The organism is Haloferax sp. Atlit-10N, from assembly GCF_003586325.1.
Lineage (GTDB): Archaea > Halobacteriota > Halobacteria > Halobacteriales > Haloferacaceae > Haloferax > Haloferax prahovense.
In genome coordinates this window covers 1-15854 of the sequence record NZ_PSYX01000012.1, presented here as the reverse complement: position 1 = coordinate 15854, position 15854 = coordinate 1, and the positions used below count along the sequence as shown (strand labels likewise).

Sequence of the window (15854 nt, the reverse complement as noted above, 5' to 3'; positions counted from 1 at the left end):
TTCCTTCGCGCTCATATCACAATTATAATACCGCCGAATTCCGAACACAGATGCGAACTTCGTGAGTTCCGAATCTGGCCCGACGCCACCCTCCGAGCGGATCGTTAGTCTTGACGCTCTGCGTGGGTTCGCGCTTCTCGGTATCCTGCCGATAAACATCTGGGTGTTTTCGATGCCCGAGGCGGTGCTTTTGAATCCCACCGTCTACGGGGACTTCACAGGTGTGAACTACGCGGTCTGGCTCGGGAGTTACATCTTCGCCCAACAGAAGCTGATAACGTTGTTCACGATTATGTTTGGTGCTGGTGTGGTGTTGTTCACCGAAAGCAAGCAACAGGCCGACCAGCCGGTTCTCAGGCTTCACTACCGGCGAACTGTCTGGCTGCTCCTGATAGGACTCGCCCACGCGTACTTACTCTGGTACGGTGATATTCTCGTCACGTACGGGCTATCTGCGCTCTTGATTGTCCATACACGCCACTGGCAGCCATCCAGACAGGCACGCGTCGCGATCTATTTACTAGTGATTCCCTCTGTCTTGGAGATCACGGCGGGGTTGTCCCCGGGTGCAGCCGGACTCAGCGCGCAGTGGACCCCACCAGAAGCTGCGATCCAGCGCGAGATCGAGACGTACCTCGGAGGCTGGCTCACGCAGATGGAGCATCGAATTCCGACGGCATTTCGGCGCCAGACGGTTGGATTTCTCTCCTACAGCGTCTGGCGGACGAGTGGACTGATGCTATTCGGGATGGCGCTGTTCCGTCGTGGCGTCCTGTCGAATGAGCGGGACTCCCGGTTCTATTTCAAACTAGTTGGAGTAGGGTCTGTGATTGGGATGTCGCTGATACTGACCGGCGTCCTGTATATCTCTTCCCAGGATTGGGCTGTCGAGGCCGCGCTGTTCTGGCGACAGTTCAACTACTGGGGGAGTCTGTTCCTCGCGGGTGCGTACATTGGGGGTGTGATGTTGTACTGCCGGCGCCGGCCTGAGGGAGTAGTGACCAAGTCACTCGTCGCAGTCGGTCGAACAGCGTTCAGCAACTATCTGCTGCAAACAGTGTTGGCGACGTCGATATTTTACGGACACGGGCTCGGTCTGTTCGGTCAGCTGAGCCGAATAGAACTGCTCGGGGTCGTGGTCTCCATCTGGGCCGTGCAGATCCCGCTATCCGTGTTCTGGCTACGGTATTTCCGATTCGGTCCAGTCGAGTGGGTCTGGCGGGTTCTGACATACAAGGAACTGCAGCCGATTCGGAAATCACGCGGGTGACAGTCGGTCTCTGATATCAGGTCAATTCGGGAAATCTTCGGAGATACATTCACCAACCAGATACGGTTACTACCGTTCTAGAACAATCCACGAGCCATTTTCGTGCTGGAGCAGAGCCGCGGCGCTCACCTCCGAGTTGAACATACTTACTGAGAACAACATTGGTCTTCGATTAAGAAACCAACCCGACAAACGCCGCAGTCGTGATGAGCTTATTTTCAGAAACCGTATAGTGCGATTGTGTCACTTGGCCAGTGCTTACTGACCTCGCCCTTGCTCTCGGCCATCTACCACCGAATCTTCCTAACTGGTGCGTCGTGAGGCACGCCAACTAGAGAGATCACGCCTCACCCTGAATAAACGAGCCGTTCAAGCTTCCAGCTCGGAGATAAGGTCTTAACCGACCACAGATGGCCGTCGGAGGTACTATCTCGGATATGGATGACGCGACGGCAGTGGTTACGAGAGCTAGTCGCGGATGCTGTCGGACGGTCGCACGCCGGTTCGCCGAGGGGTCGCGCACGAAAAACATTCACTTTGCTATCTCAGGCGAGTCGTAGTCGTTCAGACCCATTTACCACTCACTTGGAATATCGGCTTACCGCGACATCGACGACGGCTTTGTGTCCATCGGCTAGCTGGTCTCTCTTTTGGCAGGCAATGCAACTATTTACCGCGCCATTTGTGCATATCAGAGACGTAGCATCCCTAGATAGCTCCAGTGAGGGCGTAGGTAATCGCGTATCCGGCACCGGCAACCGTTACTGCGGTCAGGCCGGTGACAGCCATTGTGACCACGTTTTCGTGGGAGCGGTCGATGACTGTCCGCGGGTGAACGCCGACTGAGCCAACAGCGATGACAGAGAACACGAACAGGTACGAGCTGTCAAGTGTGGGCGGTTGGATGACCAACGCGGCCAGTGCATACACGCCACCGACGACGGCACGCGGTCGAATGTGCGTCCAGATTCGTCGCTCTGTGAGCCAGAGAAAGGCAAGTAGTCCCGCCCAGATAGTGACGAGCTCGAGGCCAAATGCCGCCAGAAGATTGAGGGTGGCGTCGGCGAACGGTTCCGGTCGTGCATCAAGAAGCGTCCTTCCAAGTGGATAGAGAAACGCCGGTGGTTCGCCGGTCAACAGATCGCCGAACGGGTGCGATATGAAGCCGATGAGGGCGACTGCGCCGATTTCATGGGCATCGAGATCGAGGTGCGCCGTCGAAAGGATGACAACAAGACCCCCCACGAGCAAGAACGCGACGGTGACGAGAACACCAAGCGGGCCACTCACTAGGAAAATCGCACTAACGAGGAGAGCGAGAACAGCGATGCTAGAGACCCGTACTGAACGGCGCTCGACCACGAATAGACCAAGCCCGCTCGCTGCCGAGACAGCCACTAACAGTGAGTGGGTAATCGATCGATGTACGACAGTACTGGCGGCCCAGAACGCGGATGCAGCGGCGGATGCACTGAGCTGGTTGACGCGCAAGAACCCCGTGAACGCATAGACGATGTCTGCGTCAGGGACGAGCGCGAATAGACCTGCGGCGATACCCAGGGCCAGTGCCCGCTCGCGGGGAACCTCATAGAGAGTGGCGCCGAAGACAACGATCGCAAATGCCAGTGTCACGTGCCCCAGAAACATCTATGATGCATATTAAATTAGCACTCTTAAGCTCATCGCAAGCGGAGTGGTCTCACAGTAAGAGCAAGTGGCCCCAAGGTGCCCCTGGGTTTCGTTCTCACGGTCCAGTCTGCCAGGGTGACTACACCGGCCCGTCGAAACCGTGAACCAATTCGATGCTGTGAACTACACCATCCTGCTCGGGCTTGTGGCCTTCCTGTGGAGGAGCCTCCTGTATCGATGATGGGCTTTGCAGGCACAACGGTGTCTTCAGGGGGTCCAGTCTCTACAGGCGTTGATTTAGGATGATGAATCGTCCTCCACCCCGGTGAATCAACGAGAGAGGATGTTGTGGGCGGCATTCACGTCGCAACCACACGCAAACCAACACGCGGGGTAAGAGTGTTCCGGACTTTACAGTTTGAATACTCTTTCGTGGTGCCAGCGGAATCGGCGGCGACGAAGTCTGTTTCTTCGCGTTCGCCCAAACCCGTAACCACCCGATCAGACGACATTAACGAGCTTTTTGTAGCGCGCAACTGCCAAGGCGTGATCAGCGAATCAGGGAATTAGGATCGCCGCGACGAGCGTCAGTGCGAATTGTATTATTCCGAAGGAGTACTACTAGTGGTGACTCGTTCGGTACTCACCGTGTTTGACGCCGATGGCTAGCGACAGTACGCCGAACACAAAGAGTCCGATGCTGACTATCGCGACTGTACTCGTACTCATCGGACTCATCGCAGTCCCGCCAATGAGGGCGGCGAGCAGGACGATGAACACGATCGCAGTTGTGCGAGTGGTGAATTCCATACGTATCTACTCCGTGTTGTGGGCTCAATCAGATGTCTCTTCCGATAATTCGGTCGTTAACGCCGTCTCTCGGGTACGTCTCCAGAGAAATACTATCCAGAGGAGTGCACCGAACAGACTGAGGACGCCGGCGATGATGATTGACTGTCCCCGAACCGTCGTCCCGGTCTGGTTCTGTAGTACCAATATAATCCCGATGCCGATAAGTGCAAACCCTTGCACGCCAGCTGTCCGTTCAGGTCGAGAAACGTACCCTGCGTCCGTTAGGATTCCGGCAACCGACCCGACGAACAGCAGTAGTCCCGCGACAGACACGGGGCGAAGTCCGAGGACGACACCGACCTCGGAAAGCGCTAAGCCGAGTGCAACGAAGAGCGGCCATGGGCTTGTCCCTGTGTGCTGTACGCTGGGATCGCGTTCGTCACTCATTGATGATTCATCCGTCAGACTGGATTTCCATCCGTTGGTGGTGAAACGAGGGCATATTCTCAGGCTGATCTATACAGAGTCCTTCGTAGCCTTAGCATATTAATTGCCATTGTTTTCTGCTGTTGGTTGGAGGAACATGACGTTGACTCGCCCGACGGCGTCAAAGTCGCGAAGTCTATAGACCAGTTCACGGATCCGATCCGCTGGGCCGCAACAGAAAATCGTTTCCAGGCACCACTCACCGTGGGTGTGATGGGTCGTCTCAATTACGTCCTGAAACTCGTGCTGGACCGTATGCAGGTCACCGATGACAAGCGTGTGTTCGTAATCAAACGCGAGGGCTGCCGTGACGTCACCTGCCAGTTCCTCAAACTGCCGATGGCGTTCGACGTATTCTTGGAGGGCTTCTCTGACTGCCCGTGACCGCGACTCTAACCCCTCGTCTTGCCATGTTTCGTCGAACGTCTCGAGGACCTCCGATGGGATGTTCAAACTCGTCCGCATAGCAGTACGTGAGACTGCGTCATTGAAAGACCTCGTTATTACGGTCTCCCCATTCCGGACATAACAACCGTCTTTTGCCTTTCTCTCCTTCAATCGAGTAATGGCAGTTGGATCGGGCGTGCTCGTCGGTGTGGTGGCGATGGGTCTCTTTCACGGGCTCGAGCCGGGACACGCCTGGCCGGTCGCCGGCGTCTACGCGCTCAATCAGTGTCGGAAGTGGCTCACGGGACTGGCCGGTGGCCTGCTCCTCTCGATTGCCCACATCCTCGCCTCGAGTGCGCTGGTCCTCGTGTTTATTCTCGTGAGCACGCAGATCGATCTCTCGTCGTTCACCACTCTCATTCGTGGCGGTGCGGGTGCATTGTTGCTCTACCTCGGCTATCGACTGTACACTCATGGACACGACCACGATCAGGGATTCGCGTTTGATGGGGATGCCGTCGATGTCTCTCAGAGCGCCTTGTCTGCGTTTCAGGTTGGCGAGAATAACGGATTGCTCGGATTTGCGGGTTTCGCGTTCCTCGTTGGGTTCGCCCACGAAGAACAACTTGCGCTCCTGAGTTTCTGTGCGGGTGCTGGCGACTGTCTCACTCTCGTGTTCGTGTATGGCGTCTCGGTCACGGTCTCGATATCGACAATGGTGCTCTTGACGGTGTTTGCGTACAACCGGGTACACGAGCGGGTCGAGAATATTGACGAATACCTGCCCATACTGAGTGCGCTCATCCTGTGGGTGATCGGTGGCGTGTTCTTGTTAGATGCGGCTGGCCTTATACAGTTCCTCTGAACCGGATTGGGGACATATTGTTTTCTATTCTATACTTCGGTCGCTCTTCTGTCAGATATTGTTGATATAGTTCACCGAAATGTGGTTATGGCTGAGCGGTGCATAGACCGGTCCACACCCAAGTTCTCGAAGAGGGCCCAGAGCAGCGAATCACAAGACAGATCGCCATCAATACTGGAAGAATGTACTTTGTTATTCCCTGTTGGTTTATCGGTGGCTGCCGATTAGTCACGGTGGCCATCACCGGAGGTGAGCGTTGAGTATCGGACTCAAGGCTTCGATTCGGATTGTTGGCGACCTTGGTCTGAATTCATCTTGTAACATGACTTAAACCTCTAACATTGATTCTGGCGCTCGTTGACCGAGCTGTTGAAATGGCGGTTGCCATCAATTAACTGAAAAGCAATACGAATAACATCAGCGCGAGGACTGCTACGATAAGGGCAATTGATTGGCCGATACCTGCTCTGAGCGTGCCGGGTTTCGGGGTTTCATCCGGATATTCGGCTCCTTTTGATCGTTCTACAACAGCTCTTATGCGTCGGATTCCTCTTTCGGGATTGTCAAGGAGCCACTGAGTCCGTGTGGTGAGATGCACTACGAGGCGATCGACGCGAGCAAAGGATTCTGTGACTCCTTTCACCATCGCCCGGGTTCCATAGAAGACTGCAGGATTATAGATGTCGTCGACATCCGGAACACGGCCGACTCGTTGGAGGGGACGGTGCAAGATAGTGAAGCCAATAATGCCGGCTATCGCGAGTACGACTCCTTCGCCAATGTGACCCAGTGTGAAGGTTTCGTACTTGATTTCCGAACCGGCTGGGATGATACTGAACAATGCACTGGGGACAATTCCAAATATTACACACAACCCTGCGACAATTCCCATTGCAATTTTCTGTCCGGTGGTTGCGTCGCGAATCTCGCCGTCGTAGTCGCCGTGAAAGAAGACATGGTAGCCCAATTTAATGAACGAAAGGAATGTTCCCACACCGCCAAGGATCAGCAACCACCAGAGCACCTCTAATTCCTCGTAATCGGCAGCTGCTAAGACCATTCCTTTGCTGACAAACCCGTTAAAACCCGGGAATCCTGCGATTGAGAGCGCCGCTATGGAAAACGCCAGGGCCGTTACGGGCATTTTCCTGGCGAGCCCGCCGACGTGTTTCAGACTTTTTTCACCAGTTCGAAAAATTACGACGCCAACGGTCATGAATAAGAGACTCTTATAGAGGATATGGTTGAATACGTGGCCGAACGCACCAGCAGTAGCGAGTGTTGTTCCAATCCCGATCCCTGCAATCATGTAGCCAACCTGCGATTGGATATGATAGGAGAGGAGTCGACGCATATCACTCTGCATCAGGGCCATGAGTGCGCCGAAGACTGCCATTCCGCCACCCATATAGGCAACTGCGAGTTGTCCATCTGGCAAAATCCGGAACATTATATAAACTCCCGTTTTGGTCGTGTAGACAGAGAGAAAAACGCTCGCAGCGATATGGGGTCTGGGGTATGTATCGGGGAGCCACGTATGCAGGCCAATGAATCCGACCATGACGCCAGCACCCACCACGGCCAATACTTGAGGGACAGTTCCGACGATCCCATCAGCAGCACTAAATAGAACTGAATCGACGGTGACGTACTGCCAGACGATCGCTGCCAATAACAGAGTCCCACCGATCCCGTGCCAGAGTGCATACCGGAAACCAGCTCGGACGGCCCGACCACCGTAATGCCAGACAAGCAACGTACTCCCGATAGCCATTAACTCGACAAAGAAAACGAGTGTCAGCCAATCACCCGCGAAGACCGCCCCGATACTTGTTCCAACGTAAGAGAGGGCGAATGCTGTCTGAACGGTATCGGCATCGCTCGCGTATGAATAGATGACACCGATTGAGCCAATAAATACAAAGATACTGCCCATTAATCGCGAGAATGAGTCGACATAGAGGAAAATAGTCGAAAAGCCGAATAGATTCCCTGAGATGAGCACTCCTTCTGGGAGTAGCCACACATATGGTACAACGGCGGCAGTCACCACTATACCAAGTGCGTGACCTACCCTGCGGGAGAGGAATGGTAAAAGGATTGCAACCAATAATATTGGTACAAATGGAGGAATCGGTGGTATTGACATTAGTCAGTGCCTCTGCAATAATCTGGTTGTGGATCATTTATAAATATCCCGAATAAGGCGCTACAGAGAACTTCCCGGACTGGTATCGGACAATTCATCGGATTGCGATTTTTGTTAGGATCTCGCCATCTTTAGATTTCCATTCGCACCACATACAGACGGTCTTAGGGGACAAATGACGTTCGAGGGGGAAATTCGTTGGGATGGTTGAAAGACTTAGGCTCCCCCCGCGTATGGATCGGACAATGAGCGAACACGATGCTGTCCTTCTGGCTGGGGCGAGCGGCGATACTGGTCGAGAAGTACTGACTATCTTGGCGGAAACTGACATCACTGTGCGGGCACTCACACGTTCTCGGGAGAAAGTCGAACGGTTACGTCGCTTGGGCGCCGACGAAGTTGTCGTCGGTAATCTCCTGAATCGGGACGACATAACGCAGGCCGTTGAAAACGTCGATGCTGTGCTGACTGCTGTCGGTACGCATCCATCCAAGGTACTCTTCGCGGACGAGTTCGTCGACGGTCGTGGGAACGTCAACCTCGTCGACGCATCGGTTGATGCCGACGTCAAGACGTTCGTCATGGAATCGTCCCTGGGAGTCGACGAGGACCGCGGGAGTATCATGGCCCGCGCGTTCCGGGTGTTCATCCGTCCCGTTATCAAGGCGAAGACGGGGGCCGAGCGTGCGATTCGGAAATCCGAACTCGAGTATACGATTTTCCGTCCAGGTGTCCTTGTAGGGAACTGGGCCACTGGAGACGTGCAAGTTGCCGACGCGGGTACCGGCTTGTGGGGAATCGTCTCCTGCCGGGATGTGGCACGGTTGATGGTCGCAGCTCTCGATACGCCAGAGGCAACAGATCGAACCTTCGAGGTCGTCAGAAACCCGCTGTTCCGCGATCGTGAGCTCGATGTCGAGTGGTAGTTCTCACATCGATAGAACCACGAAAAGAGATCAAACGTGCCTCAACGGTCGCCCTACGTGCGAATATCGGAGACTAATCCGCTTCGCCTTTCTCGACAGGCGCCCCGACGAGGTTGCCCCACTCGGTCCAGGAGCCGTCGTAGTTGATGGTGTCTTCGTAGCCGAGCAGTTCGTGGAGCGCGAACCATGCGACTGAAGAGCGCTCGCCGATGCGGCAGTAGGCGATAGTCGTCCCCTCGCCGTCGATGCCCTCCTTGGCATACAGTTCCTCGATCTCGCCATGGCTTTTGAACGTGCCGTCGTCGTTGGTGACTGCTGCCCACGAGATGTTCTGTGCGCCGGGGATGTGGCCGCCGCGCTGAGCGGTCTCTTGCAGTCCCGGGGGTGCGAGGATCTCGCCGGAGAACTCCTCGGGCGAGCGGACGTCGACGAGTGGGAGACCGCGGTCGATGGCGTTCTCGACGTCCTCACGGTAGGCGCGGATGGACTCGCGGGGGCCGGACGCGTTGTACTCGACGGCGGAGGATTCTGGGACGTCGTCGGTCGTCGGATAGTCGTTGTCGAGCCAGTAGTCGCGCCCGCCGTCCATGAGCTTCACGTCGTCGTGGCCGTAGTATTTGAACTGCCAGTACGTGTAGGCGGCGAACCAGTTGGAGTTGTCACCGTAGAGCACGACCGTCGAGTCATCGGTGATGCCGTGGCTGCCCATCAGGTCCTCGAAGTCGTCCTTCGTGAGGATGTCTCGCTGGGTCTGGTCCTGCAGTTGGGTCTCCCAGTTGAAGCCGATTGCGCCGGGTGCGTGCGCCTCGTCGTATGCCTCCGTGTCCACGTCGACCTCTACGAGACGATACTCGGGGTCGTCACTCTGGAACTCATCAAGATGCTCCTCGACCCAGTCGGCCGAGACGAGTACGTCCTTAGCATAATCGCTCTCGCTCATACACGAGGATCGTTTCCACGCATCTGTAATACCTTTACCGGAATGATCCCCTCTTCACCAAGTGTCATCCTCACCGATTCGGTGCGGACATTACTCGGGGTCCTCCGGGTCAGCGACCTCGGTTGTTTCGGGCCCCGACAGATCTAACGGCCGTATCCAAACGTACCAGATGATCAAGACGATCTGTCCATATCCGAGTATCCAGACACCGGTTGCGAGCATTTCGTAACCCATCTTGGTCAACGTATTGTCGATCAACCCCGTGAGGATGAACGCTCCGAACAGAACGAATGCTAAGCGCCGCTTGCTGGTAATGTCTATTGATATCATCTCTCTTGTGTTATGCAGTAGTTGAATAGTGTCCCTCCTAAATGGTGGGATGGAAGCCATTTCGTTTCGGGCACCATCTTCCTCTGAGTCAAGGTTTTCACAGCTATATGCGTGTGAAACACTGTCCAAGTTCGTTTCGTCACGCAACAGTTGTTTCGGTCAAAGGCGGCCAAGGCTCCCACAAGTGCCAGTCCACCATCGATTCCTCCGGTTCTCTTCACACCATTTTCGGGCGGTCCATCGGCCGGTACCGTATCCAGAATCTCACACCCCCATAGTTACCCGCAGCATTCCACGGACACCCTGCGGGAGCCCGACAGCGGTCGCAACGAAGAGGATGATCCAGCTCCAGCGGGACGTGAGGTCCTCGTCTCCGGAGCCGATGGTCCAAACGATCAGCGCGACCGCTGCGAACTTGAGCAGGAACGTCGATCCGGAGAAGTTGGTCGCCTCGTAGACGACTTGGGTGATGAACAGCTTCGGCGTGTATCCGAAGAAGGTGACGCCGAGCAGGTTCTGGGCGGCGTCGAGCATCTAGCCGAACACGAGCAGTAGCGTTAGTGGGTGCTGGAGGTAGCGACGGTCCAAGCGGTCACCTGTAAGATAGAACCCGGCGACGAAGAGCGCGGCGATCCCGACGGTCGCTACCGGAACGAGTGGGCGGAAGGGTCGTCCCGACCCGAGACCGAACGAGAGGGCGACCACGACCCCGGCAATCGACCAGACGGTCCCGACGGTTCCACACGCGAGTGGAACGGCGTGTTCGCTGTCGAAGTGCTGACGGAGAAGAACCCCGATAAGGAGTGCGGCGGTGGTGATCGCAGCGACGGTGAAGTAGATCGGTGGGGTGATGAACAGCAAGTTGAGTGGCCGGAACAATAGCTCCGCATCTTCAAGTGCGCGCATCACCCCTCCGGCAACGAGTATCGGGGCGAGTCCGTATGCGAGACCGACGTCGAGGTCGATATCGAACGCAGTGAAGAACTCCCGCACGCCTGGGAGCGCGTACAGCATGATCGTCACGTAAGTAATCGTGTTCACCGGGTTGTAGCCCTTGACTGCACGAATCCCCTCGTGAGTCACCGGTTCGCCGGCGCCGTCCGCAACGACCGGCCCCCAGAGGTACTGCCAGATGTATCGGTCGTAGACGAGTTCGGGGACCAGTGCGAGACCGAGGCCGACGAGGCTAACCGGCGCGAGCAGATACAGGAGCCACCACGAAACCGTGCCCGTCGGTGGTAGCCGGGCCTCTATGTGATTCGATACTGATGATGTCATGGATTTCCAATTTTCACGTCCTGCAGCAGGGAGATGTGAGATGTGACACTCTGACCCTCGTACTCTTGATACCGACTCGCTCCTCCTATTCTTTTCGGATGCTTGGTCGGTGACGTTCGAGACCCCATGTTCTCAAGTCTGTCCCCTGAGTCCTATCGATATGAGCGAGCCAGCAACATCGGTTGTACGCGTCGACGTGGACGCTCACCGATCCCTTCTCGAAGGGCTCTTGGCCGAGTATCACAGGTGGATGGAGACGGTGGTCGGCCGCGAGACAAGGGTGTCCTACGACGCCGACGCGCGCGTCGACTCCGACCTTCGGGACGTACTTGATCCCGCGATGGCTTGTCTCGGCTGGCTCGCCTTTCGAGGAGATACCCCGGCCGGGTGTGTCCTCTTCTACGGCGTGGCCGACGACAAGGCCGAACTCAAGCGGCTGTACGTTCGGCCCGCTCACCGAGGTCATGGACTCGGACAGGCCCTCACAGAGACCGTCGTTGATGTGGCCGCCGGACGTGGCTACGGGACTCTCGCTCTTACCACGCCGCCGTGGAGCGATGCAGCGCACGCGCTGTACGACTCGCTCGGCTTCGAGCGCACGGGGCCATACCCGGAGACGCGACTCCCCGAACAGTATCACGACGATGCGATTTTTATGCAGCTGGATCTCACTGACTGGGCCGACTAGCAGGTCTGATCGTTCGACTACCAGCCTCAGAGCCACCGGCGAACGCTGTCGTGGTACTGGTGGAACTCATTGCCGAATGTTGCTTCGAGATACGCCTCCTCTCGTTCGATGACTCGGTCAAGATACCAGAGAAGAGGCACGAGCGTCACCAGTGGCCACAGCGTGTCGAAAAGCAGGCTTGCTCCGACGTACGCTAGGCTCTGGCCGAGGTATATCGGGTTCCGGCTGTATCGGAACACGCCTTCGGTGAGGAGTTCCGGTGATTCGTCGTCGTGGGCTGGCGTCGTCTCGATGCGTCGCATCGCAAGGATCGCACCGACGAACAGGGCAACGCCCACGATGACCAACAGCCCACCGATCGGGAGGTTCCATGGCTGGATGACGGTTCCAATATGTGCGATTCGATCGAGACCGATACCGACGACGAACGCGATGAGAGCTAACATCGGAGATGGTGCGAGGATCTCCCCAGGTTCCGCTCTCCCGTGTTCTGGCTCGTGACCAGAACCTGGCTGTTCGGTCATAATGGGTATGTCCGTTCGGACCCACTAAGGATATTCGCTCGCGGGGTGTGTTTCACTCCGGGGGTGTCTCACGAACCAGTAGAATCCACCTATCCGGCGAGGCGAAGCCCTTCCCATCCGTAGATGTGGTTCAACATCAGGTAGGTACCAATGCCCAGCGCGAGGCTCACGGACCACGCCGCGACGGCTGCCTTCCCGACGCGTGGGTGGATGGTGTCACCGAGTTCGGCCGGGGAATAGCTGAGTCCGAGGACGACGGCGTGCAACACCACCGGGACGGCGACAATCGAGAGTAGGATATGCACCGCTAGCATCCCCCAGTACGCATACGTGATGAGTGTGGCGAACTCCGCGAGGAACTGGCCCTGGCTGACGACGAACTCTTTCGTAAACCCGCCGGCCTGCTTCCAGATGTAAACGACGAGGAAGAGCAGGATAAGCGCGAACGATGTGAGCATCGACCACTTGTGTTTCTGGACGTCACCGCGCCTGATGAACAGCCAGCCAGTGATGAGCGCGGTGAGCGCGGCCGTGTTGATGACCGCGATAAGGTCACCGAACAGGATTACCGTGTCACGCCCCAGTTCGGGGAACGGGACAAGCCCGACGAACGATCCGATGACGACCACGTAGCCGATTATACTCAGTACAGCCGTCACCACGCGCGGATGGGTGCGTGTGCGCTTCCGAACGGTCTCAGCAATCGCCATGGTGGTCCATCACAGTGGAGGGTGAATGGTTTTACGGTGGGTTCTTGACTGTTTGTGAATGGTGAGAAGATAGGATTGAGGAACGGCTATCACTGCGGTTCGCAGTCTCGGATTCGGGTAGACCTCTTTTGAGCCGGCAGGCATTTGTGGATTCCGGAGGTTCCACCCGATAATGGCAAGCAGTAAATCCGTCGTCATCGCCGCGCTTGTCGCGAACGCCGCTATTGCGGTTTTGAAATTCATCGGGTTCACACTAACAGGGAGCCCGGCCATGTTGTCGGAGACGTATCACTCCATTTCCGATACGGGCAACCAGGTATTCCTCCTCGTCGGAATCCGGTATAGCGAGAGGACGGCGGATCGAGCCCATCCATTCGGATACGGGAAAGCGCAGTTCTTCTACTCGTTTCTGGTATCGGTACTCCTGTTCGGTATCGCTGGCTGGGAGTCGGCCAAACAGGGCTTCGAGGCGATCATCAACCCACACTCACCGGGCACCGGAACAGCGACGATACCGTTTACGACGATCAGCTTTGACGCCGTGTTCGTCAACTACAGCGTCCTGCTAGGTGCGATTCTCTTCGAGTTCTTCGCGCTCCGGAAGGCCTACGCTGGTCTCACCCGACAGATGCAGGAAAATGACTGGGAAAGTCTCTGGGAAGCGTTTCAAAAGACCAGCGACGTAACGACGCTCACCGCGTTCACGGAGGACACGATTGCAATGGCCGGTGCCGGGCTTGCCCTGTTTGGGGTCTTCCTCTCACGACAGACTGGAAATCCGATCTTCGATGCTGTCGCGTCCTTCCTCATCGGGCTCATGCTGATGGGGTTTGCGATCGCGTTGGCGTGGGAGAACAAGCGGCTCTTGCTGGGCGAGAGTCTCCCCGAAGCGGACGAGCAACCACTCCAAGAAATTATCCGATCGACTGCTGGCGTCGAGCATATTGACGATTTTCGGACGGTGTATTTCGGCCCAGAGAAGGCGGTTCTCACTGCCGACGTCAGCTTCACGCCGAACCTAGACACGGTCGAGATGGACACCCGAATCACTGAGATGGAGGATGCGATCATGGAACGACAACCGAGCATCACGAAAGTTTACATCGAACCCGAGCGGTAGCCGCCATCGTCCGGTGAGGAACGAACCTGCTACGACCACGGGTTCTGTTTCCCGTGAAGTCCGCTTTTGTGCCTCTCGATCACGGCATTAATGCGCCGAGGTTTCCTTGGTACAGGGTAGCAGAGATTCAACTGGCTGTCGCCGTTCTGCCCACTACACACGATGCCAACACGAAATCGCTCATGAGCACGAGATTCTCCACTGACCGCTGGGCTGAGCTTGTCACTGGCACTGAGAAAGAAGCGCAAGCGGTGTCTGTGTGGCCCGTCGACTCACGCTCCTCGCCGGACTCGTGTTGATAGGGTCGTTCTTGAGTCCCCTGTATCATATCACCGATGTCGTCGGTGGTGTGGGCTGGCTCGTGCTCGCTGTCGCGAGTGCCTTCGGCGTGGGCACGATTGCAGCACGTGTCCTTCCAGCTAAAATCGGTCTCGGAGTTGGAGTGTTCCTGTTCGTCCTCGGACTGGGTGGCTATCTCTGGGCGATTCCCAACGCGTATGTCGCGCTTCTCTCCTTTCGACTCCTCTCGGATTTGGTGGTACTCGTCCTGGGTGAGCTATCGGTGTTGCAGATCGTCCGAGCGGATCTGTGGGCGATTGCAATTGCCCCCGCACCGGTGTTCGGGACGTGGTATTTATTGGTCCGACATCGATATGATCTGGCTGCTTGGGTTGGCGGTCTCACACTGCTGTTCTTTGTGCTCACGGGCGATGCGAGTGAGGCGCTCACACTTGTTGGAGTGGCGGGTGCGATGGGCGTCCTCGGGTTCGGTTCGCTCGATCGCGCGGGAGCGTCGTGGCCACAGATACGGGAGATCGGGCTCGTACTCACAGCCGTGATCGTGGTGTCACGTCTCGCTTTACCAGTGACTGCTCGACTGACGACCTCTCCATCCGATTCTCCTGTTTCAGGATTATCTGGTTCGTCGCAGACACCGACCCTCGAGGGGAGTCTCATCAACGCTCCCGACCGGGTGGGCATTCTGGGAGGTATCTCTCTATCACCGGAGGTTCGGTTCACCGTCACAGCTGATAGACCGGCGTTCTGGCACGTCGCTGCGTACGATCGCTTCACCGGTGGGAGTTGGGTACGCTCTGGCGAGACGACGACGTATTCCGGACCTTTGCCTACACCACCCGGCGAGACCCAAACGCTCGAACAAACCTTCGAAGCGGCTGCAGCGGTCAACACGATGCCAGCCGCGTGGAAACCCGTCCGCGTCGGAACTGACATTGCCCAACGGACGCGCGTGACCGATCTCGGGGGGCTCCAACCGACGCGATCTCTTTCGGACGGAGAGGCCTATTCGGTTACCAGTGAACGTCCGCAGTGGACAACGTCCCAGCTCCGAAACGCGGACGAAGACATCCCTGATCCCATTCGAAATCGCTACCTCCAACTGCCGACCAGTACGCCCGAACGTGTCGGCCGCCTCTCCGCCGAACTCACGGCCGATGCTGACACGTGGTTCGACAAGGCAGCTGCAATCGAGCAGTGGCTGGAACGAAACAAGCAGTACTCGCTGGACATCACACGCCCCGACGGCAATATCGCAGACAGATTCATTTTCGAGATGGAACGAGGCTATTGCGTCTATTACGCGACTGCTATGGCGACCATGCTTCGGACACTCGGTGGCCGAGTTCATCGAGGCCGGCCCGTTCATCGAGGCGTTCGTTGTGATCATCGCACTGCCGTTGGCACTCGCGTGGGCGACCGAACTCTGGGCAGATCGATCGGACCGTGGTGAAGCGTGGCAG

At 56.7% G+C, this 15854-nt stretch carries 14 protein-coding genes and 3 pseudogenes; 7 read left to right on the top strand and 10 right to left on the bottom strand.

Going from position 1 to position 15854, the window contains the following annotated elements; translation table 11 throughout:
- The first annotated feature begins 61 nt into the window (after positions 1-61).
- Entirely contained in the window at positions 62-1270 is a 1209-nt protein-coding gene (locus C5B91_RS19900; protein ID WP_119712953.1) for a DUF418 domain-containing protein, read from the top strand.
- A gap of 708 nt (positions 1271-1978) precedes the next feature.
- Here the strand turns inward: C5B91_RS19900 and C5B91_RS19895 are convergent.
- The 4 genes from C5B91_RS19895 to C5B91_RS19880 form a co-directional block, all read right to left on the bottom strand.
- Positions 1979-2902, bottom strand: coding sequence for a metal-dependent hydrolase (locus C5B91_RS19895; RefSeq protein WP_158589923.1), 924 nt, complete (start codon positions 2900-2902; stop codon positions 1979-1981).
- A 618-nt stretch (positions 2903-3520) separates the two neighbouring features.
- Positions 3521-3709: a hypothetical protein gene (locus C5B91_RS19890; RefSeq protein WP_119712951.1), complete on the bottom strand. Its 189-nt coding sequence runs from the start codon at positions 3707-3709 to the stop codon at positions 3521-3523.
- A gap of 24 nt (positions 3710-3733) precedes the next feature.
- Positions 3734-4138: a hypothetical protein gene (locus C5B91_RS19885; RefSeq protein ID WP_119712950.1), complete on the bottom strand. Its 405-nt coding sequence runs from the start codon at positions 4136-4138 to the stop codon at positions 3734-3736.
- A gap of 99 nt (positions 4139-4237) precedes the next feature.
- Positions 4238-4642, bottom strand: a complete 405-nt coding sequence (locus C5B91_RS19880) for a CopG family ribbon-helix-helix protein (RefSeq protein WP_119712949.1) — start codon at positions 4640-4642, stop codon at positions 4238-4240.
- 100 nt (positions 4643-4742) lie between these two features.
- On the opposite strand from C5B91_RS19880, the gene C5B91_RS19875 reads away from it, so the two are divergent.
- Complete coding sequence (locus tag C5B91_RS19875) at positions 4743-5429, top strand: hypothetical protein (protein ID WP_119712948.1); 687 nt, start codon at positions 4743-4745, stop codon at positions 5427-5429.
- A 391-nt stretch (positions 5430-5820) separates the two neighbouring features.
- Here the strand turns inward: C5B91_RS19875 and C5B91_RS19870 are convergent, their stop codons facing one another.
- Positions 5821-7578, bottom strand: a complete 1758-nt coding sequence (locus C5B91_RS19870) for a Na(+)/H(+) antiporter subunit D (protein ID WP_119712947.1) — start codon at positions 7576-7578, stop codon at positions 5821-5823.
- 245 nt (positions 7579-7823) lie between these two features.
- Between C5B91_RS19870 and C5B91_RS19865 the strand changes: the two genes are divergently transcribed.
- On the top strand, positions 7824-8504 hold the full coding sequence (locus C5B91_RS19865) for an SDR family oxidoreductase (protein WP_220619662.1): 681 nt from the start codon (positions 7824-7826) through the stop codon (positions 8502-8504).
- A 73-nt stretch (positions 8505-8577) separates the two neighbouring features.
- On the opposite strand, the gene C5B91_RS19860 is transcribed toward C5B91_RS19865, so the two are convergent.
- The 3 genes and pseudogenes from C5B91_RS19860 to C5B91_RS19850 form a co-directional block, all read right to left on the bottom strand.
- Positions 8578-9444 (bottom strand): sulfurtransferase, encoded by an 867-nt coding sequence (locus C5B91_RS19860; RefSeq protein WP_119712945.1) that lies wholly within the window; start codon positions 9442-9444, stop codon positions 8578-8580.
- Between the two features lie 90 nt (positions 9445-9534).
- Complete coding sequence (locus C5B91_RS19855) at positions 9535-9834, bottom strand: hypothetical protein (protein WP_199708867.1); 300 nt, start codon at positions 9832-9834, stop codon at positions 9535-9537.
- A 204-nt stretch (positions 9835-10038) separates the two neighbouring features.
- Positions 10039-11052, bottom strand: a pseudogene (locus C5B91_RS19850) (DUF63 family protein).
- Positions 11053-11212: 160 nt separating this feature from the next.
- Between C5B91_RS19850 and C5B91_RS19845 the strand changes: the two are divergent.
- Positions 11213-11740 (top strand): GNAT family N-acetyltransferase, encoded by a 528-nt coding sequence (locus tag C5B91_RS19845; protein ID WP_119712943.1) that lies wholly within the window; start codon positions 11213-11215, stop codon positions 11738-11740.
- 26 nt (positions 11741-11766) lie between these two features.
- Here the strand turns inward: C5B91_RS19845 and C5B91_RS19840 are convergent, their stop codons facing one another.
- Positions 11767-12264 (bottom strand): isoprenylcysteine carboxylmethyltransferase family protein, encoded by a 498-nt coding sequence (locus tag C5B91_RS19840; protein WP_119712942.1) that lies wholly within the window; start codon positions 12262-12264, stop codon positions 11767-11769.
- An 89-nt stretch (positions 12265-12353) separates the two neighbouring features.
- Positions 12354-12974 (bottom strand): DUF420 domain-containing protein, encoded by a 621-nt coding sequence (locus C5B91_RS19835; protein WP_119712941.1) that lies wholly within the window; start codon positions 12972-12974, stop codon positions 12354-12356.
- Between the two features lie 172 nt (positions 12975-13146).
- Here C5B91_RS19835 and C5B91_RS19830 point away from each other — a divergent pair, with 172 nt between their 5' ends.
- The 3 genes and pseudogenes from C5B91_RS19830 to C5B91_RS23120 all read left to right on the top strand — a co-directional run.
- The gene (locus C5B91_RS19830) at positions 13147-14094 is read left to right on the top strand and encodes a cation diffusion facilitator family transporter (protein WP_119712940.1); all 948 of its coding nucleotides are present in this window, start codon (positions 13147-13149) and stop codon (positions 14092-14094) included.
- Between the two features lie 751 nt (positions 14095-14845).
- Positions 14846-15670, top strand: a pseudogene (locus C5B91_RS23125) (transglutaminaseTgpA domain-containing protein); the annotation flags it as partial.
- Positions 15671-15719: 49 nt separating this feature from the next.
- Positions 15720-15854 (top strand): annotated as a pseudogene (locus tag C5B91_RS23120) (arsenic resistance protein); the annotation flags it as partial.